This is a genomic window from Psychrobacter sp. Cmf 22.2, assembly GCF_001921745.1.
Classification (GTDB): domain Bacteria; phylum Pseudomonadota; class Gammaproteobacteria; order Pseudomonadales; family Moraxellaceae; genus Psychrobacter.
On the sequence record NZ_MRYA01000003.1, the window covers coordinates 48,863 to 75,780 of the forward strand.

Annotated in this window: 19 protein-coding genes; 3 read left to right on the forward strand and 16 right to left on the reverse strand. The window is 42.8% G+C overall.

What is annotated here, in order from left to right; translation table 11 throughout:
- The first annotated feature begins 133 nt into the window (after positions 1-133).
- Positions 134-949 (forward strand): methyltransferase domain-containing protein, encoded by an 816-nt coding sequence (locus tag BTV98_RS07000; RefSeq protein WP_058369779.1) that lies wholly within the window; start codon positions 134-136, stop codon positions 947-949.
- A gap of 217 nt (positions 950-1,166) precedes the next feature.
- Here BTV98_RS07000 and dnaK read toward each other — a convergent pair whose 3' ends face one another.
- Both dnaK and grpE read right to left on the reverse strand, forming a co-directional pair.
- A complete protein-coding gene (gene dnaK, locus BTV98_RS07005; RefSeq protein WP_058369780.1) occupies positions 1,167-3,107 on the reverse strand; it encodes a molecular chaperone DnaK in 1,941 nt (646 codons plus the stop codon).
- A 283-nt stretch (positions 3,108-3,390) separates the two neighbouring features.
- Complete coding sequence (grpE, locus tag BTV98_RS07010; RefSeq protein ID WP_058369781.1) at positions 3,391-3,996, reverse strand: nucleotide exchange factor GrpE; 606 nt, start codon at positions 3,994-3,996, stop codon at positions 3,391-3,393.
- 325 nt (positions 3,997-4,321) lie between these two features.
- Between grpE and BTV98_RS07015 the strand changes: the two genes are divergently transcribed.
- Positions 4,322-5,728: an alpha/beta hydrolase gene (locus BTV98_RS07015; protein ID WP_075103273.1), complete on the forward strand. Its 1,407-nt coding sequence runs from the start codon at positions 4,322-4,324 to the stop codon at positions 5,726-5,728.
- Here BTV98_RS07015 and BTV98_RS07020 read toward each other — a convergent pair.
- The 9 genes from BTV98_RS07020 to fmt all read right to left on the reverse strand — a co-directional run bounded on the left by BTV98_RS07020 (position 5,705) and on the right by fmt (position 17,270).
- Complete coding sequence (locus tag BTV98_RS07020) at positions 5,705-6,832, reverse strand: metallophosphoesterase (protein WP_058369784.1); 1,128 nt, start codon at positions 6,830-6,832, stop codon at positions 5,705-5,707. The genes BTV98_RS07015 and BTV98_RS07020 overlap by 24 nt on opposite strands.
- 148 nt (positions 6,833-6,980) lie before the next feature.
- Entirely contained in the window at positions 6,981-8,057 is a 1,077-nt protein-coding gene (locus tag BTV98_RS07025) for a metallophosphoesterase (RefSeq protein WP_058369785.1), read from the reverse strand.
- A 202-nt stretch (positions 8,058-8,259) separates the two neighbouring features.
- Complete coding sequence (locus tag BTV98_RS07030; RefSeq protein WP_075103274.1) at positions 8,260-9,219, reverse strand: TIGR01777 family oxidoreductase; 960 nt, start codon at positions 9,217-9,219, stop codon at positions 8,260-8,262.
- Between the two features lie 230 nt (positions 9,220-9,449).
- Positions 9,450-10,097 carry an L-threonylcarbamoyladenylate synthase gene (locus tag BTV98_RS07035; protein WP_075103275.1) on the reverse strand — a complete coding sequence of 216 codons (648 nt, stop codon included), beginning with the start codon at positions 10,095-10,097 and terminating at the stop codon, positions 9,450-9,452.
- A gap of 158 nt (positions 10,098-10,255) precedes the next feature.
- Positions 10,256-11,485, reverse strand: a complete 1,230-nt coding sequence (dprA, locus tag BTV98_RS07040) for a DNA-processing protein DprA (RefSeq protein ID WP_075103276.1) — start codon at positions 11,483-11,485, stop codon at positions 10,256-10,258.
- A 29-nt stretch (positions 11,486-11,514) separates the two neighbouring features.
- Entirely contained in the window at positions 11,515-12,612 is a 1,098-nt protein-coding gene (locus BTV98_RS07045; RefSeq protein ID WP_075103277.1) for a LysM peptidoglycan-binding domain-containing protein, read from the reverse strand.
- A 352-nt stretch (positions 12,613-12,964) separates the two neighbouring features.
- A complete protein-coding gene (thrC, locus tag BTV98_RS07050) occupies positions 12,965-14,386 on the reverse strand; it encodes a threonine synthase (RefSeq protein ID WP_058369790.1) in 1,422 nt (473 codons plus the stop codon).
- Between the two features lie 189 nt (positions 14,387-14,575).
- Positions 14,576-16,174 (reverse strand): transcription antitermination factor NusB, encoded by a 1,599-nt coding sequence (locus tag BTV98_RS07055; protein ID WP_075103278.1) that lies wholly within the window; start codon positions 16,172-16,174, stop codon positions 14,576-14,578.
- A gap of 40 nt (positions 16,175-16,214) precedes the next feature.
- On the reverse strand, positions 16,215-17,270 hold the full coding sequence (fmt, locus tag BTV98_RS07060) for a methionyl-tRNA formyltransferase (protein ID WP_075103279.1): 1,056 nt from the start codon (positions 17,268-17,270) through the stop codon (positions 16,215-16,217).
- Positions 17,271-17,746: 476 nt separating this feature from the next.
- On the opposite strand from fmt, the gene BTV98_RS07065 reads away from it, so the two are divergent.
- Positions 17,747-20,605, forward strand: a complete 2,859-nt coding sequence (locus tag BTV98_RS07065) for a response regulator (protein ID WP_075103280.1) — start codon at positions 17,747-17,749, stop codon at positions 20,603-20,605.
- A gap of 75 nt (positions 20,606-20,680) precedes the next feature.
- On the opposite strand, the gene BTV98_RS07070 is transcribed toward BTV98_RS07065, so the two are convergent.
- The 5 genes from BTV98_RS07070 to yidC all read right to left on the reverse strand — a co-directional run bounded on the left by BTV98_RS07070 (position 20,681) and on the right by yidC (position 26,781).
- Positions 20,681-21,355 (reverse strand): riboflavin synthase, encoded by a 675-nt coding sequence (locus tag BTV98_RS07070; RefSeq protein WP_058369794.1) that lies wholly within the window; start codon positions 21,353-21,355, stop codon positions 20,681-20,683.
- A 418-nt stretch (positions 21,356-21,773) separates the two neighbouring features.
- Complete coding sequence (gene ribD / locus BTV98_RS07075; protein WP_058369795.1) at positions 21,774-22,829, reverse strand: bifunctional diaminohydroxyphosphoribosylaminopyrimidine deaminase/5-amino-6-(5-phosphoribosylamino)uracil reductase RibD; 1,056 nt, start codon at positions 22,827-22,829, stop codon at positions 21,774-21,776.
- A 39-nt stretch (positions 22,830-22,868) separates the two neighbouring features.
- Positions 22,869-23,327, reverse strand: a complete 459-nt coding sequence (nrdR, locus tag BTV98_RS07080) for a transcriptional regulator NrdR (RefSeq protein WP_058369796.1) — start codon at positions 23,325-23,327, stop codon at positions 22,869-22,871.
- A gap of 113 nt (positions 23,328-23,440) precedes the next feature.
- Positions 23,441-24,904: a tRNA uridine-5-carboxymethylaminomethyl(34) synthesis GTPase MnmE gene (gene mnmE / locus BTV98_RS07085; RefSeq protein WP_075103281.1), complete on the reverse strand. Its 1,464-nt coding sequence runs from the start codon at positions 24,902-24,904 to the stop codon at positions 23,441-23,443.
- A gap of 197 nt (positions 24,905-25,101) precedes the next feature.
- The gene (yidC, locus tag BTV98_RS07090) at positions 25,102-26,781 is read right to left on the reverse strand and encodes a membrane protein insertase YidC (RefSeq protein WP_058369797.1); all 1,680 of its coding nucleotides are present in this window, start codon (positions 26,779-26,781) and stop codon (positions 25,102-25,104) included.
- Between the last annotated feature and the right edge of the window lie 137 nt (positions 26,782-26,918).

The following is a 26,918-nucleotide window of genomic DNA, read 5'->3' on the forward strand; positions in this document are numbered from 1 at the left end:
AGCCTCTACTCCAGCTGGTTCAAAATAATTTGATGACAAGAGAGGCCAGTAAAAGTATGCTCAAACCGTAGCTGATTTTTATAAGATTGACTATATCAAGCAACAATTGACTAAATTGGATGTACTAAGCCATATGGAAATACTTGCCACGCATTCTCGTTTTAGCAGCAGAAAACAAACCATCGCTCGCCATTTTGGCAACGCATATGACTATGACCAGCATGCTCATATTCAGCAGCAAGCATGCCGAGCTTTACTGGCTAATATTGCTCATGATAAGCAAGACAGTGTGTTAGAAATTGGGGCAGGTACTGGCCAAATGACACGCCTACTAGCTGCCTACATTCAAAGCCAGCATTGGCTAATCAACGAGTTATGTACTGAGCAGACAGCGACCTTGCAATTAATCCTACCCACCGCTCAGATTGCTATTGGCGATGCCGAAACCTTAGATTTTGAAGGAGCTCATAGCTTGATAATTAGTGCCAATGCGGTGCAATGGTTCGATAATCCATTGAGCTTTGTCTCGCAATCAGCACCTCGATTAAAAGTTGGCGGCCAGTTGCTGTTTAGCACTTTTACCGCCAATAACTTTTTGCAAATTAAGACTCTCACTGGTCAAGGACTTACCTATCCAGATAATGATAAATGGCAGTTAGCGTTGGATAGTACTGGCTTTGAAAATATTGAGCTTTCAGTTCAGCGTTTTGATTTGTTGTTTGCAACCCCTTATGCAGTATTAAAACATATGAAACTCACAGGAGTGTCAACCAATCGAACGCAAACGCAAACGCAATCAGCCAATTCTCAGCCCTTTATATGGACAAAAGCGCGTTTGCAACAATTTGAGCGAGACTATTGGCAACACTTTTCAGCAACAGATGAAGAAGGTCATGCTTGTGTCAGCTTGACTTATGAAGTACTGATAGTGAGCGCTTTTAGACCTTAATCTTATAATCTATAGTAGTAATGATAAAATTGAGGCCATAAAAAAACGCACCCCAAAGGATGCGTTTTTTCATTTAACTTTTTTTATTTAACTACTTATCAATTCGTATTGATTCTACCATTTTCAAAAACTTGAGTAGCAAGGAAAACAAGCATAAGTACTACATTGAGTAGACTTAGCGTGTTTGCCACAGCTAATCGCGTTTTTGGGTTTGGTATTATTTTTTGTCTTCGTCTACTTCAGTAAACTCAGCATCGACTACATCGTCATTCGCTTGGCTGGCATCAGCTGATTCAGTCTCTTGTTGGAACTGACCTGGGTCCATACCTTCAGCGCCTGCGCCACTATCTGCGTAGATCTTTTGGCTGATTGGCAAGAATGCATTGTCTAGTGCTTCAAGCTTGGCTTTGATGTCATCGTGATCATCTTCTTTGGTCGCTGTTTCAAGATCAGAGATAGCAGCCTCTACTGTCGATTTTTCTTCGTCAGTCACTTTATCGTCTGCTTCTTTCAAGGCTTTTTGAACCGCATGGATACGACCATCAGCTTCGTTACGAACTTGTGCTAAGTTGGCAAACTTCTCATCTTCAGCAGCGTTTGCTTCAGCGTCACGCACCATTTGTTCGACTTCTTCATCCGACAAACCAGAATCCGCTTTGATTTGGATGCTTTGTGCTTTACCAGTACCTTTGTCAGTCGCTGAAATATTCATGATACCGTCAGCGTTGATGTCAAAGGTAACTTCGATTTGTGGCAGACCACGTGGTGCTGGTGGAATGTCTGTCAAATCGAAACGGCCAAGCTGTTTGTTTTGGTTAGCGATTTTACGCTCACCTTGATAAACCTGAATCGTTACTGCAGGCTGATTGTCTTCGGCCGTTGAGAATACTTGTGATTTCTTGGTCGGAATCATTGTGTTCTTCTCAATGATTGGGGTCATCACACCGCCCATCGTTTCGATACCGAGTGTCAATGGCGTTACATCAAGTAGTAGTACGTCAGTTTTGTCACCAGACAATACGGCACCTTGAATAGCAGCTCCTGCGGCTACCGCTTCATCAGGGTTTACATCTTTACGTGGCTCTTGACCAAAGAACTCTTCCACTTTTTTCTGTACTAGTGGCATACGAGTCTGACCACCGACTAAGATTACATCGTCGATATCGCCAACTTTGATACCAGCATCTTCAAGAGAAATTTTACAAGGACCCATAGTACGCTGAACCAAGTCTTCAGTTAGGCTCTCAAGTTTTGAGCGACTGATGGTCACTACCAAATGCTTAGGACCGCTACTATCAGCAGTAATGTAAGGTAAGTTCACTTCAGTGCTTTGCGCGCTTGATAGTTCAATTTTTGCTTTTTCTGCCGCTTCTTTTAGACGCTGCATCGCAAGAGAGTCACCTTTTAGGTTAACGTCTTGCTCTTTTTTGAATTCAGCAACTAGGTATTCAATCAAGGCTGAGTCAAAGTCTTCACCACCAAGGAATGTGTCACCGTTGGTCGCTAGTACTTCAAACTGCTGCTCGCCATCGACATCAGCGATTTCGATGATTGATACGTCAAAGGTACCACCGCCCAAGTCATAAACAGCAACTGTGCTATCGCCTTGTTTTTTATCCATACCATAAGCAAGTGCAGCTGCGGTTGGCTCGTTGATAATACGCTTTACGTCAAGACCAGCGATTTTACCCGCATCTTTGGTTGCTTGGCGCTGTGAGTCATTAAAGTAAGCTGGAACAGTAATAACTGCTTCACTCACGCTCTCACCAAGATAGTCTTCTGCTGTTTTTTTCATTTTTTTCAAGATTTCAGCAGAAACCTGTGGCGGCGCTAATTTTTTACCGTTAACTTCGACCCAAGCATCGCCATTATCTGCTTTAGCGATTTTGTATGGCACCATACCGATGTCTTTTTGCACCACTTTGTCATCGAAACGACGACCAATCAAACGCTTGATTGCAAACAAAGTGTTGCTTGGATTGGTCACTGCCTGACGCTTAGCTGATTGACCAACAAGCGTTTCGTCATCTTTATAAGCGACGATAGATGGCGTTGTACGTGTACCCTCAGCGTTTTCGATAATTTTAACTGAATCGCCTTCCATTACGGCTACACATGAGTTAGTTGTACCTAAATCAATACCAATTACTTTACCCATAATTAATTACTCCAAATTTATTCTAAATTACTGATTATAAGATTGTTACTTACCCACACTAGCCGTTTAAATAACAAGACTATATTACCGGTTTGAGTATTAGTCCAAGTTACTCACATAAGCCACTAGTTTTGGGGTATCAGACCTTAACTGGTCACTTGTTGCTTTATATCGGTTTGTGTTTGTAGTTTTTCAAGTCAATGACAGTACAATAACTTGGTTTTGTGTGTAGTTTTGTGAATATCCCTACTTTTAATAAGGCTTATACCTATTTCTACTCCACTTACTGACCAACACGTACCATAGCTGGACGCAATAGACGACCGTTTAAACTGTAGCCTTTTTGCAATACTGTACCAACGGTATCCGCTTCAGCATCAGCATCTATACCGACTGCTTCATGAAAGTCTGCATTGAATTTTTCACCTTGTGGATCGACCACCTCTACGCCATGTCTATTAAGGACCGCAAGTAGCGCTTTATGAGTCAACTGCACACCTTCAGTCACCGGGTCGTTATCAGTAGCGCTCTCGATAGCGCGCTCTAAATTATCAACGATCTCTAGTAGATCTTTGGCAAATTTTTGCAGAGCGAATTTTTTACTTTTATCAGTTTCTTGTTCCATACGCTTTTGCGCATTATAAGCTTCAGCGTTGGCACGAGCCGTACCTTCTTTGGCTTGTTTTACTTCACCTTCAAGCTCAGCAATACGTGCATGAAAAGCATCGATATCAATATCGTTTTTAACTGTATTGTCTGAACCTGAATTATTTTCTGGATCAAACTCGTTCATGGTTTCCTCTAAAAGACTTTCTTCACGCTCAATATTGCTTTGAGCTGCTTTTGGATCATTGGTGTCAAACTCGTGATTGGGTGCTTGTTCAGTCATAATAGCTCCTTATGATTTTAGTAATGAGTCTTAAACTTAATATAAGATAAAACCGTGAATCTTGGATTTCTTACAAATAAACGCTCAGTATAATTATGTTCTGATAGCTGCTTGATAAAGACCCTAGGCGCAAATTTCAAGCCTAAATGAGATGAATTTTTGGCTTTTGATGAAATAATGAGTTTTCATAGATACTGACAAGCATAAAGGACGTCAAAAACCAACGACAAGTAGCGCGTAGCACCACAAGTTGACTGCCCGCTACCCTTTACCAATCTGCCTTCTACAAGCTATCTTTCTTTTATTGAATTTACTAAGGAATACTATGACTGTTCTACCAAAATTATCTAACAATGTGCTGACAAATAAAGCAACCAATGCTATTAAGTCTTTGCGTAAACGGACAAGCTGTGACACGTCAGAACACCATTCATCAAAGGATAACCGATTGTTCACCAATCAGCTAAATAAACATTATCCTAAGGAGTTTCGTCATATAACAGCACCTTATAAAAAGCATCATCTCCATCATGTATTAAAAAACCTCGAGACACTACCTACGCCTTTACTTGAGAGGCTAAATATTCTTCTTCATGGTGCCGATAATCAGCAATATCCCCATGCTGATGCTCACATGCGTTTGATTATGGCGCTAAATAATAAGCTTAAACGCCCGTTAAGCCTCAATAGCTTGCCGTCCCTGCGTCATAAATTTGCAGCTGATGCAATCGCTATGCAAGCGCCAGACGTCTGGCAACAGATAGATAAACAGTCAAGACTGCCGATTGCGCTCAACACAAAAACTCGTACACAACGCAATGCAAAAACTGGCACAACGGTTCGCTGGCAAGATGACATAATAGCGAACGCTGAAGGCGATGATATGACGGTGCGTTGCTACCAACAGCATAAGCAAGGTAATGATGAAACTAATCGCGATAAAACGGTCATGCTGTTCTTTCATGGCGGCGGGTTTTGTATTGGCGACCTTGATACTCATCATGAGTTTTGTCACACGGTCTGCAGACAAACAGGTTGGCCTGTGGTGAGTGTCGACTATCGTTTGGCGCCAGAGCACGCTGCCCCAACTGCCCTCAGAGACTGCTTGGCTGCTTATGAATGGCTAACTAAGCACTGCCATACTTTGGGTGCATTGCCATCGCGTATTGTATTATCAGGTGACAGTGCTGGTGGTTGCTTGGCCATCTTGGTCGCCCAGCAGATCACTGCGCCAGACGCTACGCAATGGCTTAATCTAGGGCTAGATGCAGAAGATATCATTAATAAGTTGCAACGTTTACCCCGTCCACTTGCTCAGCTACCTCTTTACCCTGTCACCGATATTGAGGCAAATTACCCTAGCTGGGCCTTATATGGTAAAGGGTTATTGCTCGATTACAATGATGTCGAAGTGTTTGACACCGCTTACATGCAACATAGTACTTTGACAGGCTCACATCCGCTTACTTCACCCATGCATGGTCACAATGCGCACATGTGTCCTAGCTACATTGTAGCGGCTGAATTAGATATCTTACGTGATGAGGCTCTCGTTTACGCTGACCAATTACAAGATAGTCGTATCGCGACTAAGACCTACACTGTGCTAGGCGCGCCGCATGGCTTCATTCATTTAATGAGTATTCATAAAGGTGTTGGTCATGAGACGACTGATATTATTGACAAGTTTGCCAGCTTTGTCCGCCAACTACTTACCGCTAAGAGTGATTAACCAAATCTCTGAACGCGAACCCAAGCGAAAAGGGATACCCCAAAAGCCATAGCCGGAGGACACCACAAAGTGTCCACGACCAATCGCTTCATAACCGTAACCTAGACGGTTAATCGCATTGACGATAAAGTTGGCGGGAAATACTTGTCCATTATGAGTATGTCCTGACACTTGTAAATCAATGGATAACTGGCTATGCTCAACGATATCGCTAGGGCGATGGTCTAGTAATATGATGGGCTCATCTACATTTACTTGCGCCAGTAGCTTTGTCGTCGCTACGCGCTCACGCTTATGATTATCGAAACGACCAACCAACCAAATCGGTTGCCCTTGATGCGTCAAGCAGACTACATCATCGTTCAATAAATGCACGCCAGCACTACGCAGCGAGTGACTAATGGGCTGTTCATGCCCGTACAAATCATGATTACCTAACGTCGCATAAACCCCATAAGGCAGGCTAGCACATAGTTCAGTTAAGTTTGCCTGCATATCGTAGGCAATAAATGCGTCGGTATTATCATCCATAATATCGCCTGGCATCAATAGTATATCCGCTTCGGACTGAACGACAAGGTGGCGTAGCCTATCTATCGCACCGCTACCAAAGAGTCGACCAATATGCAAATCACTGGCGACCGCGATACGTAATTGCCCTACCATTGGTTTGTTGATATAAATCGTTTTTTTGCGTACAACAGGTACGTAGGCGCTATATAAAGCATAAACAAACAAACCGATAAAGATAAGCAGAGCAAGTGCTCGCCACCCCGTTGCCACGACCGAAGGATTAAGAATGCGGTAGTCAGTAAAGGTTACTATTAGCCAATAACCACCGTATAACAAGCTGGTCAATAACGCAGTAAGTACGAGAAAATGCATGAACAACATCCAACCACTGACCCAGCGATAGCTATTGGCAAACACTCTTTTGACACTCAGCAGCAGCAAACCATTGGTAATGATAAATATAGTTACCATGACAACAGTTTGTATAGTGGTCGTCGTCCACGGCTGTAACCACCACTGTAAACTTAGCGTCGCTCCTAAACTAAAAAGCTGCAACAGTACAAAAATAGTGATAAAAAACGCGTTGCGCATGAGTAGTTCCAGAATGATTTTGGTATGTAAAGAGATTTAGACTAGACAAAGAAGTTTAAGCGGAAGTTTGGTAACGTATAAAAAACCCCTACTATGCTTATATAGTAGAGGCTTTTAACATATACGTTAGGTCACTTATTGGAGCAGTTTATAGAGCGGATTGTAACCTGATCATCCATATCTCAGACCGTGTCCCCAACCTAAATGGTACAGGACCAAACCCATAGCCTGAAGATACCAAAAACTGCGTAGCCTCTATGTTTTTGGTGCCGTGCACTAGCGGTTGAAACCACTGCTTTAACAGCGTCAACGGAAATATCTGTCCGCCATGTGTATGTCCCGATAAGTGCAAATCTACAGGCAAATCACTAATCTCTTCTAGCGCTGTAGGACGATGCTCTAAAAACACAGTCGGCTTATCGGTATCGACCTTCGTCAGTAATTCTGACGCTGATAAGCGCGTCGAATCCACATCGTCTGAACGTCCCACTAACCACACCGAGTCATTAAGCAACACACTCTCATTATCAAGTACGATGATACCTGCATTTGTCACCGCTTCTGCGATTGCTTCTTCGTATCCCAAATAATCATGATTGCCTAACACTGCATACACGCCAAGCGGTGCGCGTAGTTTTGATAAATGCTCATGCATGTTGGTTTTGTCATAATAGATAGTAGTATCATTCATCACGTCGCCTGCCAGCACCACCATGTCAGCATCCTGAGCATCGATGAGACTGACCAATTTATCTATCTGTCGATTGCCAAACCATCTACCTAAGTGTGTGTCGGATACTAAAGCAATATCTATCGACTCATCTAATGGTTTGGTCGTCGTAACCGTCAGTTGATGAACCACTGGCGAGTAGGCATTAAATACAGCTAAGCTCACAATGCCAATATATATCATTATCCCAACGCTACGTATAAGCGTAGGCCTGCGCTGAGCGTTCAATAACTTCTCATATATCAGAGCAATAAATACGGTAATCAGCGCAGCATAGATCATAAAGCCTTGCAAAATACCCACGACTAAATAGACATGAAAAGGGGCAAGCCAAAAATCACTAAGCCCATAAATAAGCATCACATTATTAATAATAAAAACGGACGCTATAATTGCTTTTTTTACTATCGAACGTTTTGGTTTAATGAGCCACCATAAGATGACACTAGTCGTTAACGCTAGTAATTGGGTGAGAACAACAAAGAAAACCCACATAGTAATATCTGATCAAATAAAGGTGAAGCTATCTTACGCCAGTATTCTTACGCGCTAGATACAGATATTTTATTTCATTAAATCTCATAGGTTTTGCATATTTATTTGGGTTAGCCATACTATTTAGACAGTTGCCCTCTTAACCCCCCCCTATGTTTCACATGAAACAAAGCCATTTTTTATGACTTTTGTTATCTTATTACTATTGCTCTTCTAATGCCTGCTTTAACGTCGGCTGCTTAAACGTATAGCCTGCATTTTGTAGAGCTTGCGGCAATACCTTTTGTCCATCAATGAGTAATGTCGACATCTCACCGAACATAAGCTTTAGTAAAAACTCTGGTAACGTAAAAAACGTTGGGCGATTTAACCAAGATCCAAGCGCTTTGGTAAAAGTATGATTGGTCACTGGGTTAGGCGCTGTGAAGTTATATACCAACGCGGGCTTATCGTTTGTGGTTTTTAACGTATTGTCCTGCATATCTTGGCTGGATATATTATCAGTAAGATGTTTTTCAATAATAAATATCGCAGCCCCCACCCAGTCTTCACGACTGACCCAGCTCATGATTTGCTTACCATCACCTAATTGGCCGCCGACGCCCATCTTAAATGGTGTTAGAAGTTTGCCCAGCATACCGCCTTCCGGATGGATCACCACACCAGTGCGCACAATAGCTACCGGTACGCCATATTGAGTGGCTTTGAGCGCCAACTGCTCCCAATCATCACATAATTTATGAGCAAAATCCGTCTTAAAGTCGCTATTTTCAGTCAACGGTTTGTCGCCTTGCGTGCCATACCAGCCAATGGCTGAACCGCTAACTAAGAGTTTGGGCTTGGCGCTGCTGCGTGCAATAAATGCTAATATTGACTCGGTAGGCTTCACACGGCTGGCAAGCAGTGTTTCTTTGCGCTCATCACTCCAGCGCGAGTCTGCTATTCCAGCACCTGCTAGATTGAGAATCACATCGAAGCTTTTATCAGTCTCTGCAAACTCATCATAAGTCATCATAGCGATATCGTCAGGGTGTGCTTGGCTGCTATCGCGGGTAAGCCAAGTAATCTGCAGCGCTTTATCTTGTGCGCGGTAACGTGTCATCAGCTCACGACTAAATGCACTACCCAAAAACCCTGAACCCCCACTGATTAGAATATTCATACCCGACTCCCTAAATGTTTATCACATAATGAACAGTGTGACAAAAAATAAGCTATAAAAACAATAGGATAATTGTAGAAGCAACTACTTCAGTACAGATTTAGAATATGTAATTTGGCAGCTGCATAGAAAGAAACATAGGATAAGACAGACTTAATTTAGGTAATTAACTCTTAGGTAACAGACTGGTAGAAACGTGACAAAAAAAATATGAGTAGTTTATTTAAATGCTATCTGATTATTTTTCCTGTTAAGGCATCTCCGATCTGGCTTGGTAACTTATAACCTAGTGTATCTCCCGTTAGATAATGCACTCGTTTGTCCAGATTACTGTGTTTATTGTCATCAAGAAAATAAGCCTGTGCTTGATTTAACGTTAATGCTGGAGGTTTTCCTGAAGGGTTACAGCTCGTCGACACAACAAAGCCGTAAGGGTTGTCTGGTGAAACCATATGCGTGCATAGCTGTTGGACTACAGGGTGGGCAATAATACGTACGGCCACACTATCGTGTTCTCCAGTAATCCATGACGGAATAGGTACAGTCAGCTGTTTTGATAAGGGCAGTAACCAAGTATGAGCCTGTTTTGAGATAGCTTCTGGGTGCATATGCCAACTCTCAAGGACCGTTTGACGTTGACTGTCGTTTAGGTCATCTAATAGTGACGCTATGCGGTGAACATCATCAGTGACTACAATCATACCTTTATGTACTGGCCGTTGTTTCATAGCCAGTAACTGCTGCACTGCCATTTGGTTAAATGGATCACAGCCGATACCCCAGACGCTTTCAGTTGGATAAGCGAGTAGCTTTCCTTCTTTAAGCCAATCAGCAGCTTGAACGACAGAATCAGTAGTGATGGATGCAGATTGTTTCATGGCTTGAGTGCTTCAAAAAGATAGGAGTTTAAGCACTCATAATAACATATGACAAAGAAAGACTAGGATAGCAGAGTTTGAAATTACCAAAATTGTTCTTGGTTTAAATACTCAATAACTGGAATAAAGAAGAACTTCAAGCTAAGTAAGAAATAGTTTTAGACGCGTAAGTAGCGCCCGCCTTGCACACTGATAACCCCTAACAATTCAAGCTCCATCAACTGGCCAATTAGCTGCGGTGGGGCCATCTTGGTGGTCACTAACAATGCATCTAAATCCTGTCCATGCCAGTCAAGTTGATCATAAACACTCTGTAAATGTTCAGCGACGTCTATAGTGCTACTAGAAGGCTTAAGGGTAGATGATTGTGAGTAGTGAGTAGCGGGGCGGCTATTTAGATCTGACAAATGAGAAATGGGGCTAATATTTGATGTGGTTCTCACGGCTATTTTGTGCGAGCGACTACCATAATCTAGCTGATTATTAACATCCTCTATGACCTGTTTGGGATGGTAAATCAAAGTAGCGCCTTCACGTATCAGATAATGGCAGCCTTCTGCATTACTGTTATCAATATGACTTGGAATCGCAAAGACTTGCTTGCCTTGCTCAGAAGTTAGGCGCGCGGTAATCAAGGAGCCACTTTGAATAGTCGCTTCGGTCACAATCGTCGCCAAGCTCAGTCCAGCGACTAGGCGGTTGCGACGCGGAAAAGTATGTTTGTGCGGCGGCGTATGCGGTAACAGCTCACTGATGATACAACCACCTTGCTCGATAATTTGTGCGAACAATTTGTCATGATGATTGGGATAATGCACATCAATCCCTGTACCCATGACCCCTATCGTACGGCCTTGAAGTTCAACGTCTGTTTGGGACAGTGCGCCTAGATGTGCCCGCTTATCTACACCCATTGCAAGCCCGCTTGTCACGACGTAACCTGTTTGCGCTAAGTACTGCGCAATGTCAAAAGTGATCTTTTGCGCATGTGCTGTCGGCTTTCGACTACCGACGATAGCGATTTGAGCTTGGTGCAAACGTGCGCTATTACCTCGATAAAATAACAATGGCGGTGGATCATATAACTGTAAAAGCTGGGAGGGATAATCGGGCTGATCGGCGAATAGTATACTATAGCGTTTTTCTAGCAACGCCTGCTGAATTCTATCAATATTGGCGAGCGTTTGATCTGGCTGCTCATGACGTTTGAGATGAGTATGATGAATACCCAACTGTCGCCATGCTTCTACCGTCGCTTGCCAAGCAAGCTGCGCATCGCCAAAAAACGTGATAAGTTTATGATAAGCAGATAATGACGCATTCACCTCATACCATAGCGCCAAAATTGCACGCTGTTCAATTGATAGAGGAGGTAGATGTACTGTCATAACGGTTTTACTCAATATAATATAAAAGACTATAGGTAAGGTGGTGGCAACAGTTGATCACCGACATTTAAAGGCAACTCTGAGCTTAAAATATAAGCGTAGCTAATATCATCAAAAGTATTAAATACCATTGCCATACCAGCAGGCTCGCTTGGCAAGCGTACGGGTGTGTCATTGTCCATAGTATCGCGTACTAAAGGTCCTTTTCGATAGACTGTCAATACATCACCAGGTTTAGCCCCTTGGTTACTACCCAAGTTGATAGCAACCACACTACCCTTCGCCGCAGAGCTGATTGAATCCATCACTCGAACGATCAATCCGCCACGGTTCACAGTGGCAGGCGCAGGATAGAATACTGGCGGAATAGAGTCGTCTAATTCGACAAACACGCGGTCGCCTTCCCGTACTTCTTTGCCATAAGAGTCCGTCAATTGCAGACTGCTCACACCATTCTCTTCAACACTCGTTACCAAGCCGGTGGCTACTTGCGTCACCTCAAGACCAATGACCTCTTGGGTTCTAGGTTCAACATACATCTCACCTTCACGATAAACGCCGTAGCGTTGGCCAACGATCAGTGGTATTCCTTTGGTATAAATCTTATCGCCACTAGCGGTGATCAAGTTACGATTTTTGGACGCTAATACATAAGGGGTAGTATTAAAGTCTTTTGGATTAACGATAATTGTCTTGTCTAACCAGTGCTGGATCGCTGCACGTGGAATCGCCGGAATACTATTGGCGACTGAAGTGACTGTGACTGTACTAGCCACCACATTGCCTGTTACTTGTCTTTCAATACCTGCGCAGCCCTCACCTGTATCCACACCGATCAGCGTCTTACCTTGAATCACGCATAAGATAAGCACATCATTTGGATAGATAAGGTTGGGATTTTTAATTTGTTTATTGGTGGCCCAAATCTCTTTCCAGCGCCATGGACTATCTAAATAGCGACCTGAAATATCCCATAACGTATCGCCTTTTTTGACGATGTAACGGTTAGGTGCATCAGCTTTGATAGTTGGCGGTGGGTTATTAGCGTGAGCAGTATTTATTAACATTGCACTACTAAAAGCAGTAGCAATCAGCGCTTTTGCTATAGAGTTTCGGCTCATTTTCATGGTTATATCCACAAGTTTTAAAGTACAGCGTAAATAGGATTTTGTTTTACTACTTATCCTTGCAAGATTGAATCCAACAAGTTGTTAGAATAGCTTATTAAGTAATAAGACAGTTAAAATTACAATTATATACACAATAGCATATAACTAGACATCTATTTACAAAAATTCAAGCTGCTTCAAACTGGATAATTATGTATTTCAAATCTTATACAACCTAAAGAATATGAATTCATAAGCTCTATTGAAGAAGATAAAAAAAGCCTTACTATCCGATGTACGGAAAGCAAGGCTTTTCTCAATATAGACAAAGTTTCACGTGAAACGAAGTATTTAAGTTTATGTCTATAAGCTACGTCAAATCAGCCGTTATATGCTGACGAATCTGTTCAGCGACCAACTCTGCTTTATTATTCAACACTATGACATGTTGTGGTAAGTCTTCTAGTCCTTCAGTGTGAGCAGGACGCTCAATGTCTATTTGACCAACGGCTTCAATAATCGTATCTGCGAATTTGACTGGTAAAGCAGTCTCAGCACAGATGATAACTTCGCCATCTTGCTGTAGCTCTTTGGCAACTTTGATACCATCAGCAGTATGTGGGTCAACCAATTCGCTGTATGTTTCATACAAAGATTTAATCGTTTGCAGGCGGTCAACGTGGGTAGACTTGCCTGCAGCAAAGCCATAACGAGTATTAACAGCATCTAACACATCCGATAAATCAAAACCTTGACCAGACTTTACCCCTTCAAATAGTTCATGAACACGCGCGCTGTCTTTTTCTAGTAACAAATAAACAAAGCGCTCAAAGTTTGACGCTTTAGAGATGTCCATTGAAGGGCTTGAGGTCACATAGGTTTTATCAGTTGCTCGTGGCTGGTAAGCACCTTGATTAAAGAAGTCATTTAGCACGTCATTTTCATTGGTCGCGACGATAAGGCGGTCAACTGGTAGCCCCATTTCGCGCGCAATGTGTCCTGCGCAAACATTACCAAAGTTGCCAGACGGTACGCTAAAGCTGACTTGCTCATCGTTGCTATTTGTCACCGCAAAGTAGGCTTTAAAATAATAAACAATCTGCGCTAAGATACGCCCCCAGTTGATGGAGTTGACTGTACCTAAACTGTAAGCGGCTTTAAATTCCGCATCTTGTTGTAAGGCTTTAACGATATCTTGGCAATCATCAAACATACCGTCGATAGCGATATTATGGATATTATCATCGGTTAAGCTATACATCTGCGCGCGCTGAAATTCGCTCATCTTGCCATGTGGTGATAGCATAAAGACTTCGATATTTTCTTTACCGCGCAGTGCATATTCTGCCGCACTACCCGTGTCACCGCTGGTCGCACCAATGATGGTAATACGGGCATTTTTTCTTTTAAGCACGTATTCAAACGCATTGCCCAAAAACTGCATCGCCACATCTTTGAACGCGAGAGTTGGACCGTTTGACAGTCCTAGAATATAGAGATTGTCCTCAAGCTGACGCACTGGCGTAATCTCTGCACTGCCAAATATTTCAGTCGTATAAGTACGCTCAATAATATCTTTTAAATCAGCATAAGGAATATCGGTAGCAAAGCGCTGCATAATGGCTAGCGCAAGCTCTGGATAGCTAAGCGTACGCCATTCATCGAGTACAGCGCTATCAATACTTGGATAGTGCTCAGGCAGCATCAAACCACCATCTGGCGCAAGACCCATCAATAGAACATCACTAAAATCCATTGGCGCTGTCTGACCACGGGTACTGATATATTTCATAGTGCATCCCTACTTAAAACGTCTAAAGTTAGTCTTTAGTACTTAAATCTCAAAATCGTATGAGCTGTCATAGGCCAATATTCTTGGCTTAGCATGTTGCTTTTGCAAAGGTTTATGTTCGGCCAAAAAACACTAGCCTACCACAATACGTTTAGAAGACTGAGAATGAGGTTCTGTCATTGTGTTATTTTATTCAGCAGTCTTTTGCAGCAGCGCATAATAAAAGCCATCACCGCCATCGCTATCAATCGGTAAGCATTGGCGACCGATCGCCTGCTCAATACCCCAGTTGCACTCTTTCGCAAATTCGATAGCAGTCGCATCGGGGTGGCGTGCGGTAAAGTCTTGCATTTGCTCAACGTTTTCTTGCTTTAAAATTGAGCAAGTCACATACAGCAAATAACCGCCTACTTTTACTTGTGGCCATAAATTATCTAAAATTTGCGCTTGTAACTGTACCGTTTGGGCAATGTCTTCTTCGTGACGTAATAAGCTAATATCTGGATGACGACGAATCACCCCAGTCGCGGTACAAGGTGAATCTAACAAGATAGCATCAAAAACTGCTCGGTCTTGGTTTGATTTTTGCTTTTTAGATTCAGAACCACCTTGCCATGTCGTCGCATCAGCGCAGACGATGTCAAGCTTGATATCAGTCTTGGCTAAGCTTTCTAAATCATGCTTTTGTAAATTTAAACGCTCTAAATTTTCATAAATACGCTTAATACGCGGAGCTTCGTTATCAATAGCCGTGAGCTTAATGGTATTGGTTTTATTTGTACTATCATCAAGTTTCACATGAAACATTGACGACTCTTTGTCTGCTGTTAATAGCTCTAACCAGTGGGCAAGCTTACCGCCTGGGGCGGCACAAGCATCTAACAATTGGATTGTAGACGCCTTATCATTTTGACTCACTTTATCAGCTATCTGATCTTTAGCCAGCTTATCAGTTAGTGCAAGCTCTATCAGCGGAGCAGCAAGCTGGGCATGCATATCTTGCACACTCGCCACACCTTCTGCGAATTGGGGTAAAAAACTGACCGCTGTGCTTTGTTCTAAGCGTAATGCTTGAGTCAGTAACATAGCAGTTTTAACGGTATCAGTTAATTGTAAGCCACTAGATAACTCAACCAATTCAGTACTGATGTCGGCATCAGTAAGTACTTGCTGGTATTCATTGGTTGATTTAACGGCTGTGTTTACCCGTAAGAACATCGGTGCAGGTTGGCGTAGACCTTGAGTTAATGCTGCATACTCATCACTCCAATCTTGTTTAAGCTGGTGTGCTAACCAATTAGGCAAACTATGGTTTTTGTCGCATTTTTTGCGGAATTTATTGGTGTTTTTGGCAACTTTACGCAAGATTGCATTGACAAGACCAGAGGCCCGCGCAAATTCAATCTCTTTGGCTGCTTCTACCGTTTCGTGAATGGCGGCATGGTCAGCTACTTCTAAATAAAGCAGCTGTACTAGGCCCACTTGAATAGTGGTGCGCACCTCTATCTCATCGATAGGGTTGTCAGCTAAGCTATCGAGCAGCCTTGCAAGTGCGTGCCACTGACGCAGCGTGGTCAATAATAATGCATGGGCAAAGCCTTTATCACCGTCGTGTAAGCTATTTAGTAGGGGATCAAGCACACTTGAGAGTGACTGACCCTGTTGAATGGCAAGTAAGCTGCGAATGACGCGTACGCGCACGCTACCCGTCATTTTAAGGTTACTGGACGGCTTGTTCTGGTTATTTCTACTGTTAGTGCTTTTAGACGCAGTTGCGTTATGTCTCATTAGTATTGATATCCTGTACGCATTGGAGCGTCTGCATTAATTAATTGGATTCGGGGCCGAACTGGTCACCATCATCGAGCTGATTGCCATGACAGATTTGCTCAGCGGTGACAGGTTTGCTACCTGCAAGCTGTAATTTGGTTATCGCAAGCGTGCTAGCTGCTGGTGTTTTATCGTCTGTATGCTCACCTTTACCACAAGCTACTAAAATGGCTTTTCGTCCGACACTAATAACTGTGCCAGCAGGCTCATTGGTTTGCTGTGTTGGGTTCACCGGCAAGCTGTTTAATATCTTTACGCGCGCACCATTCAAAAAAGTATAGGCACCAGGCCAAGGTGTTAAACCACGAATTTGGCGCTCAATAACGCTAGCGGACTGCGTCCAATCAATCTCGCCCTCAGTCTTTACCAATTTTTCAGCATAGTTGGCTTGACTGTCATCTTGGGCAACCGCCTGCGCTTGATAATGTGCCAAGTCTTTTAAGACGGTGCTAATCGCTGCCGCGCCTAGCTCAGCCATTTTATCATGTAGGCTAGAAGCCGTATCATTAGTCTCGATAGGAGCGCTGACTTTATAGAGCATATCGCCAGTATCTAAACCCTTATCCATCTGCATAATAGTAATACCAGTCTCGGTATCTCCTGCCAACAGTGCGCGATGAATAGGTGCAGCACCGCGCCAGTGTGGTAATAAGGAGGCGTGGATATTGAGACAGCCATAAGTAGGAATATCTAATACACCTACAGGTAAAATCAGTCCATATGCTGCAACAATCATGACATCAGGTTGATAGCTTGCCAATGTCTGTCTAGCAGCCAATCCTTCAGTGTTAGATTTTTTGAAAGTAGCAGGCTGTTCGATGGCAATATCATGAGTAAGCGCTACTTGTTTGACGGCAGAGGCAGATAGCTTTTGACCGCGTCCCGCTTTGCGATCTGGCTGCGTATATACTGCAACGATATCTATATTAAGTTGCTCTTGCTGAGCAATGAGTGCATCAAGGCTAGCAGCGGCAAATTCAGGTGTGCCTGCAAACACCACGCGCAATCGATTGGTTTGTACCATATTATTAAAAACAGCATTAGTTGTGGTCATAGCACCATATTATATATTATGTGATCGGTCGTCACATTATAGGTGAGTTTACAGTGTTGTGCCATAATTGCGAGCTGAGTTATCTATCTGCCACTGGTTATTGAGGTAACTGGTTTATGACACCTATCTCCATTTAGTCTGTATTGACATAATTTTAGTACTATTCGCTACTGGTCGGTACTTATCTAGTCATCAGTTAGTTTAGTATGTTTAGATGATTTATCAAATGACTATATCGTGCATAACTTGAAGCTTAAGTAAACATTGAAATTAGTAGCATTGTCATAACCGCTTTGGTGGTTAATTTGTTACTATAAGATTCTACGTGACTGTTTTATTAATAAATTAACTCTTCACCATATAACTAAAGGTTTGTATATAAAAAAGCCATCAACACGTACTATCCAACAAATAGATTATATTATTTTAGCTTACCATCGCACTGCATTGTCGCGCAGGTATAGGAACATACCCACATGCAACAGTTTCAGTCATTAAAACGTCTGCTTTTCTTTTATGTTTTGTCCCTGCTGATAATGCTAGCTTTATACTACGCTATGATGTTTTCGGCCCTCAAAACTCAAAGTCAGAGACACAGCCAAGTTGTCTTTACAGCGTTACAGCATGAGACTATTGATCATGCCGTACCGACAGAAACTGAAATCGAAAAGATCATTACCAAACCTTTTTTTCAAGACATCAGCTATCAGCTGATTTTTATGTTGCCGTCTGGACAAACCTATGTATATCGTCACATACAGCCTCAGGAAGCCAAGTTTACTAATGTGACTTTTCCTACGCTTACCACGACATCTACTATGAGTAGCAGTTCATCTCAGATAAATAACGATACGCTAACAGGTAGAATTAAGCTTAAAAACGGTCATCAAATATATGTCGTACTGCGCCATCAACCTCTCAATATAAGCTGGATATCCTATCAATTTTGGTTGCCGTTGATGACAGCGATCATGTTATTTAGTTTGGCACTACTTTATGCGCTTAAACGCCGTACTAATTGGGAGCAATTGGTACAGTATACGGACAATTTAACGATAAGCTCCAAAGAGGCTTATATACCGCCTCCATTCGTGACAGAAAAGACCACCCCTGAGTTTTTACGCATAGGCCATGCCCTTAGCCGTGTTAGCTATCAGCTACATGATCATCATCGCCGTATCAAAACCCTCAATCAGCGTTTAGAGCATTTGGTCAATCAAGCACCATTACCCATGTTAATGGTCATGCGCCAAGGACATATAAGTTTTTTTAATCAGCGCTTTGAACAAGTTTTTACCACAGCATTTCAACGTAATAACAACTACAGTTTAACGGATTTTTTGACCGGTAGTGATAAAGCAACTCAGCAACTGCTGCAAAAGCTCTCTACTCTACGCGTTACTCGTAACCTATTGGTTTATGGACTAGAAGATAAGCAGGCCTATCAGCTACACATCACTCCATGGTTTGGGACTCATGGGCAGGTCCATGGGTTTACGGTAATACTTAATAATATCGATAATCTCATCACGCAAGCTGATGACTTGCACCTAAAAAATCAACAATTACAATTGCAGATAAAAGAATTTACCAAGCTTAGATCTATTATTGGTCATGAGTTACGCACACCACTGAACGCTATCATCGGGACCTTAGATCTGATAGAGGCGCATCGATTAACGCCAAGACAGCAAGAGGTGCTGTCTATGTTGACCCAATCCAGCCAGTCAATGCTAGCGATGCTAAACGATATGCTCGATATGGCAAAAATAAAAGCAGGAAAGGCTGATATTGTGAATGAGCCTACTGATATCTTTAAGCTTGGGCAGCATGTTAGTGATTTAATGGTTGGTAGTGCGCGTCGGCAAGGTATCAATTTATTGTATTTTTTTACGCCCGATAGCCCGCGTTATATCAGCACTGATGGCAACCGCTTACGTCAAATCCTTCTCAATTTACTAGATAACGCCATCAAATTTACCCCATCAGGTTATGTGGCATTGGTTATCGAGCCTATTACTTATGAGCAGATGCAGTCTATCACTAGCCTTGATAGTAAGCGCACCCTAACCACTATTGCACGTAATCAAAGTTTAGCCCCTGACAATCGCTTACCCAATACCATCGCCAATACTGGCGCCGATCATCAATGGATGCGCTTTAGTGTTAAAGATACTGGCATTGGTATTGCAGATTCGGAACAAGACAAACTGTTTTCTTACTTTAATCAAGCAAACAGACAAATCAGCCAAAATTTTGGTGGCACAGGACTGGGGCTTGCGATCTCTAATAGCTTTGCGCAGTTATTAGGCGGGTTTATCCAATTAGATAGCGAGCTTGGGGTAGGTAGCAATTTTACTCTTTATTTACCTTGTCATCAGGCAACTTACCAGCCCATCTATCACTTTCATAGTAGCCTGTCACATATCCGTTTTATCGTTGTTGTAGAGCAAGACATCTGCGCGACCTTTTTGCAGCAATTATGCTCACATTTGTCCCTGCCAGTTAATATCTATACAAACTTGGACAATACGGCTGCCCAAAAGCTATATAAGCAGCTAGAGCTTGAAGCAAAGACCCTACAGCCAATATTGTTGTTAGATTATGAGTACTATGAAACCCATACTCGCCTAGTTCCTTCTACAGTCGCTACTAATGGCTCACGCATAGATAGCCAGCAAAGAATTACCGACAATGAACAAAATCAGGTTATTCATAAATTATTGAACGATACCTCTTTGCCAAAATTGTTATTAAGCATGAAACCAGAACGCAGTATTACATCCTCATTGTTAGGTAAGTTTAATGGATTTTTGAATAAACCGTTAGATGTGGCCTTGTTGCTATCTGAGCTAATACGTCTATCACAGACTACGAGAGTTACTTCCAAACACGAAGATACCAGTAGTAATTCTGAAAGTGTAGAAAAACCAACAATGGATAGTAATGTTGAAGAAGTGCTCATCGCTCCTACAGTATTAGTTGTCGATGACAATCTCACCAACCAAAAAATTACTTGTAAGATGTTAGATAAGTTGGGCTATCCTAGCCTAGTGGCAGACAATGGCCGACAAGCTTTAGAACGACTTGATGCGCAGCGACAACAAATCTCTTTAATTCTTATGGATTGCCGAATGCCAGTTATGGATGGTTTGCAAGCCACTCAAGCCATACGCTCGCAAGGGAGTAGTATTCCTATTGTGGCATTAACTGCAAATAATACAGAGGAAGATCGCGAAGCTTGCCGCCTAGCGGGAATGGATGATTTTTTAGCAAAACCTATCAATAAAGATAAATTACAAACAGTGTTGCAAAGCTTAATGACAACCGAATAAATGGTTTGAATACCGTGACAAGTTATCATTAGGCTTTATTATCTTATATCGCTCTAACAGATACTATGACACTGGTTATTTCATAAAGCCATTATCGGCTAAAAAATCCTCAGTAATTTGGCTTTGCAGGCTTGGTGCGTTCATGCTGCCTGTTTGCGACTTATTTAACAGACGTTCCAAATAGCGAGCGACGATATCCACCTCGATATTGACCTTGCTACCAACCAGCCAATGTTTGGCAATATTGGTTACCTTGGCCGTATGCGGAATGATATTTAGACAAACGATATTGTCACGTACTAAATTGGTGGTCAAACTAATGCCATCGACCGTGATAGAGCCTTTGGTTGCGGTATAATGTGCTAGCTCCTTGGGTATCTCTATCTCAATATAGATAGAGCGCGCATCTTGTTGTAATTTTCTGACGCGCCCGACCCCATCGACATGACCTGCGACGATATGACCACCAAAACGCGTGGTCGGTAACATCGCTTTTTCTAAATTGACAATATGACCCGCTTTTAGCTCCTCTAATGCAGTTCGAGCAATTGTTTCACGTGAAACATCTACAGAGTAAGAGTTATTACCGATCTCTACCACAGTTAGGCAAATACCGTTTGAGGCAATAGAGTCGCCTAACTTAACATCGCTAAAATCTAAATCATCCGACGCTATGGTTAGGCGTATGTCACCGCCTGTAGGCTGCATGGACGTGACCTTTCCAACACTTTCTATAATTCCGGTAAACATATAAACCTCATATCTGAATTGTTTTGCTGTTATCGATCGTGACACTTACTCAACGATGGTAAATTAATCTAGATTAACTTTAAAAGCACTGATTTTTAAGCTTATAAGGGGATAAGTTGTGGATAAGTAAAGATAAATCAAGTCACCTGCCAATAATAACCTTCTCTAGACTAAGTTATCCACAAAGACACACTTTTCCCTTATTTTCGTACACCTCTGGTTTTTTAAATTTAAGTATTTGATTTATATAGTATTTTTATAATAGTTTAAGAAAGGAATCTACTTTCTTGTTTCACATGAAACAAAGTTATACACAGTTCCATGTGAAACAGCCAATCGTCCGAACGGTTATTCATAAGTGAGATGACTTTAATAATAATGACCAATCGCTGTGGATAAGTTGTTTATAACTTATGATTTATAAAGGATATAAGGTCAATTTAAGATCAGGACCAAGTTGCTCGTGGCTACCTACCTTAAAACGTAGCTGTTCAGATAAAGACAGCGGATGAAAATTCACCATCGGCCGCGCCGCTACACCCAACAGACAAGGCGCTTGATAGACAATCAGCTCGTCTACCAGTTGTTGGCGTAAAAAACTACCCGCGACGCTAGCGCCCGCCTCTACCAACACATCGTAGCATTGATGCTCACTGACCAGATACTTTAACAGCTCGGTTAAGTCGTCCTTGCGCCAATAAAGCGTATCTACGCGGCGGCATAGTTGGTATTCTGATTGCGTGCTGTGCGCTAAGCGCTGACGCCTATCGAGTACGACCACCTTAGGAGCGGGGACTTGTTCAGCTGGCACGCCCAACTGAGTAGAGCGCACGTTGAGCTGTGGATCATCAGTAATGACGGTTTCACTGCCAGTGATAATTGCTCCACTTAGGGCGCGAAACTTTTGCACATTCTCACGAGCCGCTACCGAGGTAATCCATTTTGACTCCCCTGTCGCCATCGCGGTGCGGCCATCGAGACTGGTAGCGATCTTAAGCCGAACGTAAGGCATGTGAGTACGCATCGCCTTTAAAAACCCGCGATTTAATGCTTCTGCTTGCTCTGTCAGTACGCCAACTGTCACATCGATACCAGCCTGCTCTAATAACTCGACACCGCGTCCCGCTACTTGCGGGTTTGGGTCAAGGCCAGCAATCACCACCCGCTGTACGCCTGCTTTTATCAAACCTAAAGCACAAGGCGGTGTACGCCCTGTATGACTACAAGGCTCCAAAGTCACATAAGCAGTGGCACCGACCGCTTGCGCACCCGCGTCTTTAAGTGCAAACACCTCTGCATGAGGCTCACCTGCCTTGGGATGAAACCCTTGCCCGACCACCATCCCTGCCTGAACAATCACGCAGCCTACAGCAGGATTGGGTCTTGCGGTATATAGTCCTTGCTTGGCTTGCTCAATTGCAAGCATCATAAAGTAGCGGTCTTGTGCATCTTGTGCGTGGTTAGAAGTAAACATAAAATTGGCTTAATTTATAAAGAATATGTGGCGACAAACCTATTTTTCATTAGGGCGGATATTGGCAATCTCTTGATGAAACGCATCGATATCCTGAAAATCGCGATAAACACTGGCAAAGCGTACATAAGCGACATCGTCTAACGTTTTAAGCTCACTCATGATAATCTCGCCTAGTACCTTACTGCTAATCTCGCGCTCCCCCATTTGCCTGACGCGCTTTTCGATTCGGCTAATCATCGCCTCTTGCTCATCAATCGTGATAGGTCGCTTTTGTAGCGGCAACAAAATAGAGCGGCGCAACTTTTCGTTATCATAAGGCTCAATCTTGCCACTCGATTTGATGATACGCGGCATTACCACCTCGACCATCTCAAAGGTCGTAAAACGCTCTTGGCAGCTATTACATGAGCGGCGACGACGCACTTGCGCACCCTCTGCCGCCAGACGTGAGTCAATCACCTTAGTATCTGACGCATTGCAATACGGACAGTGCATAGTATTTCCTTATTTTGATATTAAGAATAAATGGCGTCATTTATAAGGCTGAGTTTGATAGCTGATGTACTTTTAAAAGTTGATACGCGATCTTAAACAGCCAATCAGAGACATTATTTGCCAATACAAAAACTACCAAATATCTTACCCAATAAATCATCAGCACTAAACTCACCGGTGATCTCACCTAGGCTTAATTGCGCTTGACGCAAGCTCTCCGCAACCAGCTCCCCTGCCTGAAAGACCGTTAGCTGCTCACGCGCTTCTGTTAAATGCTCAGCTGTCCGTCTAAGCGCATCTATATGACGCGTACGCGCAATAAGGCTATTCTCTGGTGGATGAAAACCAACCTTAGCACATAATGTTTCGATTAATTTTTCGATACCAAGACCAGTTTCACATGAAACATGGACTTGTTCGTAACCTCGGTCTTTTATTTCGACTTGTGATACAGAGATTATTTTCTCATCGCCATCATCGTTTAATAAGTCACTTTTATTGGCAATGATTAATAAACGTTTGGCTTCTGGTAATTCGCCAAATAGCTGCTCAGCAAGCTGTAGCGGTGTGGTATCTTCTTCAAGATCACGGGTAACATCGTAGACCAACAGCAGCATATCGGCTTGCGTGATAGCAGTACGTGCGCGCTCAATACCGATGCGCTCCACGGTATCTTCGGTATCGCGCAGCCCAGCGGTGTCGGTGAGATGCAAGGTCAAACCATTGAGCACGACGGTCTCTTGTAGCGTATCTCGCGTGGTGCCTGCCACATTGGTCACGATGGCGCGCTCTTGCCCAGCCAGACGGTTAAGCAAGCTTGATTTGCCCGCATTGGGCCGCCCTGCCAACACCACATGAATCCCATCGCGTAACAACTGGCCTTGTTTTGCCGTTGCCAGCACTTGCTGGATTTTATCCTGGGTTTGCTCAAGCTTGTCTTGAATCACGCCATCCGATAAAAAATCAACGTCTTCTTCATCAGGAAAATCGATGGCAGCCTCAACGTGCAAGCGCAGATGAATAAGCTGCTCTAATAGCTGATTGATCTTTTGTGAAAACTCACCACTTAGCGAGCGAATGGCACTACTAGCCGCTGCAGCGCTCGTGGCATCAATAGCGTCTGCGATTGCTTCTGCTTGCACTAAATCTAATTTATCATTATCAAAAGCGCGGTAGGAGAACTCGCCTGCACTGGCCTGTTTGGCACCCAACTCAAACACACGTGCGAGCAGCTGGTTTTGTAAAATAATGCCACCATGCCCTTGTAGCTCAATTACATCTTCGCCTGTAAATGAGTGCGGGCCTTTAAAGTATAACACCAAGCCTTCATCGACGATCGTACCATCCGCCTGATAAAATCGGCAAAAACTGGCCATGCGCGGAGTAAATACCGTCTTGCCTGTCAGCTGACAAGCAATATCGTAGGCACGCGCACCTGACAGCCGTATCACACCGACACCGCCACGCCCAAGTGGCGTCGCAATGGCAGCAATCGTAGCCAAGCCTGAGGAGTTAGACGTATTAGATGTAGCAGGTATGGCTTGCGCCAGCTCTAAAGAATCCACAATCATTCTCATTGAATAAAAGCTCCATTATAGACGCCTAGACACAGACTGACAAAGCAAACTTTATACCTTGATGTAGAGCATAGTTTTTATCTTATACGATTCTCTGTCAGCATGGTTTTGATCATTAAAGATAGGTAATATGAGGATATTACGTATAAAAAAACCACCGCTTAGGCGATGGTTCTTTGTTCAAAAGGTCATTAGTGTTAATCCAATACTCTAACAGTACGTTGTTTTTGTTCTTCTTCTACTTTTTTATTCACTATATATTGATGCGTCATACTGAACAAGTTATTCACCGTCCAATACAATACTAGGCCTGCTGGGAAAAACAGCATGAAAGCGGTAAAAATAATAGGTAAGAACTTCATGACCTTCGCTTGCATTGGGTCAGCTGGTTGCGGGTTTAACTGCTGCTGTACAAACATAGAAGCACCCATTAGCAGCGGTAAGATAAACCAAGGGTCCATCGCTGAAAGATCTTGAATCCATAAGATCCATGGCGCATGACGTAACTCAACGCTTTCGACTAACACCCAATATAAAGCTAAGAAAATTGGCATTTGCATAAGGATTGGCAAACAACCTGCCATTGGATTGACTTTTTCTTCTTTATAGATTGCCATCATTTCTTGCGACATCTTCATTCGATCGTCGCCATGCTCTTCTTTAAGCGTCGCAAGTCTTGGAGCAATAGCTCGCATCTTCGCCATTGAGTAGTAGCTCTTATTTGAAAACCACATTAAAGCAAACTTAACCAAGATGGTTAGAACAATAATTGACCAACCCCAGTTGCCAATAACTTTGTGAATACCATCAAGAATTGCAAACAATATTTTTGATATTGGCCACAACAGACCATAATCGACAGTTTGATTGAGACCTACGGCAACTTCTTTTAGCTCAGATTGGACTTTTGGTCCTGCATAAAGGGTTGCATTTAATGTGGCTTGCTTGTTTGGTCCTACATTAACAGGCTGACTGTTAAAACCGATAAAGTAATCGTTACCGCTTTCACGGCTAAAGAATTTACCAGTGAAGTTTTCAGGTGTCCACGCAGAGACAAAGTAATGTTGTACGATAGCAACCCAGCCATCATCACTCGTTACTGACAACTCATCGCTAAAATTTTTGAATTTTAGTTTGTTATAAGGGTCATCTGGTGTACCCCAAGCCCCGCCTAGATAAGTCGCCATACTTAGCGCACCCTTATCAGACATACCAGGATCTTTACTATCATCACGTTTTAGCTGTGCAAACATCTGTCCTTGCCATGCATTAGCAGAAGCGTTTTGAATCTGATAGCTGATATCGATCGGATATTTGTCTTGCGTGAAAGTAAAGGTCTTAGTGATTGTCACGCCATCTTTTTTATACGTAAGCGGTACTGACAAGGTTTGTTGCCCTGCTTCCATCACATAATTATTGGCAGCGTGGCTATAAGTTGCACGTCCTTCAGCCGTATCAATACCATCTTGACCAATCAGGCCAGACTGCGCGACATACACACGATTGCCATTATTCTCTAATAATACAAAAGGCTCATCACTATTAAGCGTGGCATCATACTGCTTTAAAGCAGCATAGACAATATCGCCACCTTCTGGATTGATTTTGATGTCATAGCGATCAGTCGTAACTGTGATTAGTCCTGCATTTTTGGCAGGTGCCGTAGTCACAGCATCAGCTCCAACAGGTAATGTCTGTACCGGTATGTCACCTGCTGCACCACTCGTAGATGGAATATCCGCACCTACTGAAGTTGCCGTTTCTGGCGCAGTGTCTACAGCTGGCACATCGGCATAATCATCTCGCCATGCCAAAATCAGCAGATAAGCGGTGATTAACATCGCAATGATGATCATCACCCGAAATATCTTTTGCATAAACCTTTCCTAGATTAAAAAATTAGGGAATGAAAAATCAGGCATGTGTCATGACCGCTACATAGTATTAATTCATACCTTGAGCAGCAGTCAATCACATAAAATGTTCATCATTTTACTAAAAAACCATTCTAAAT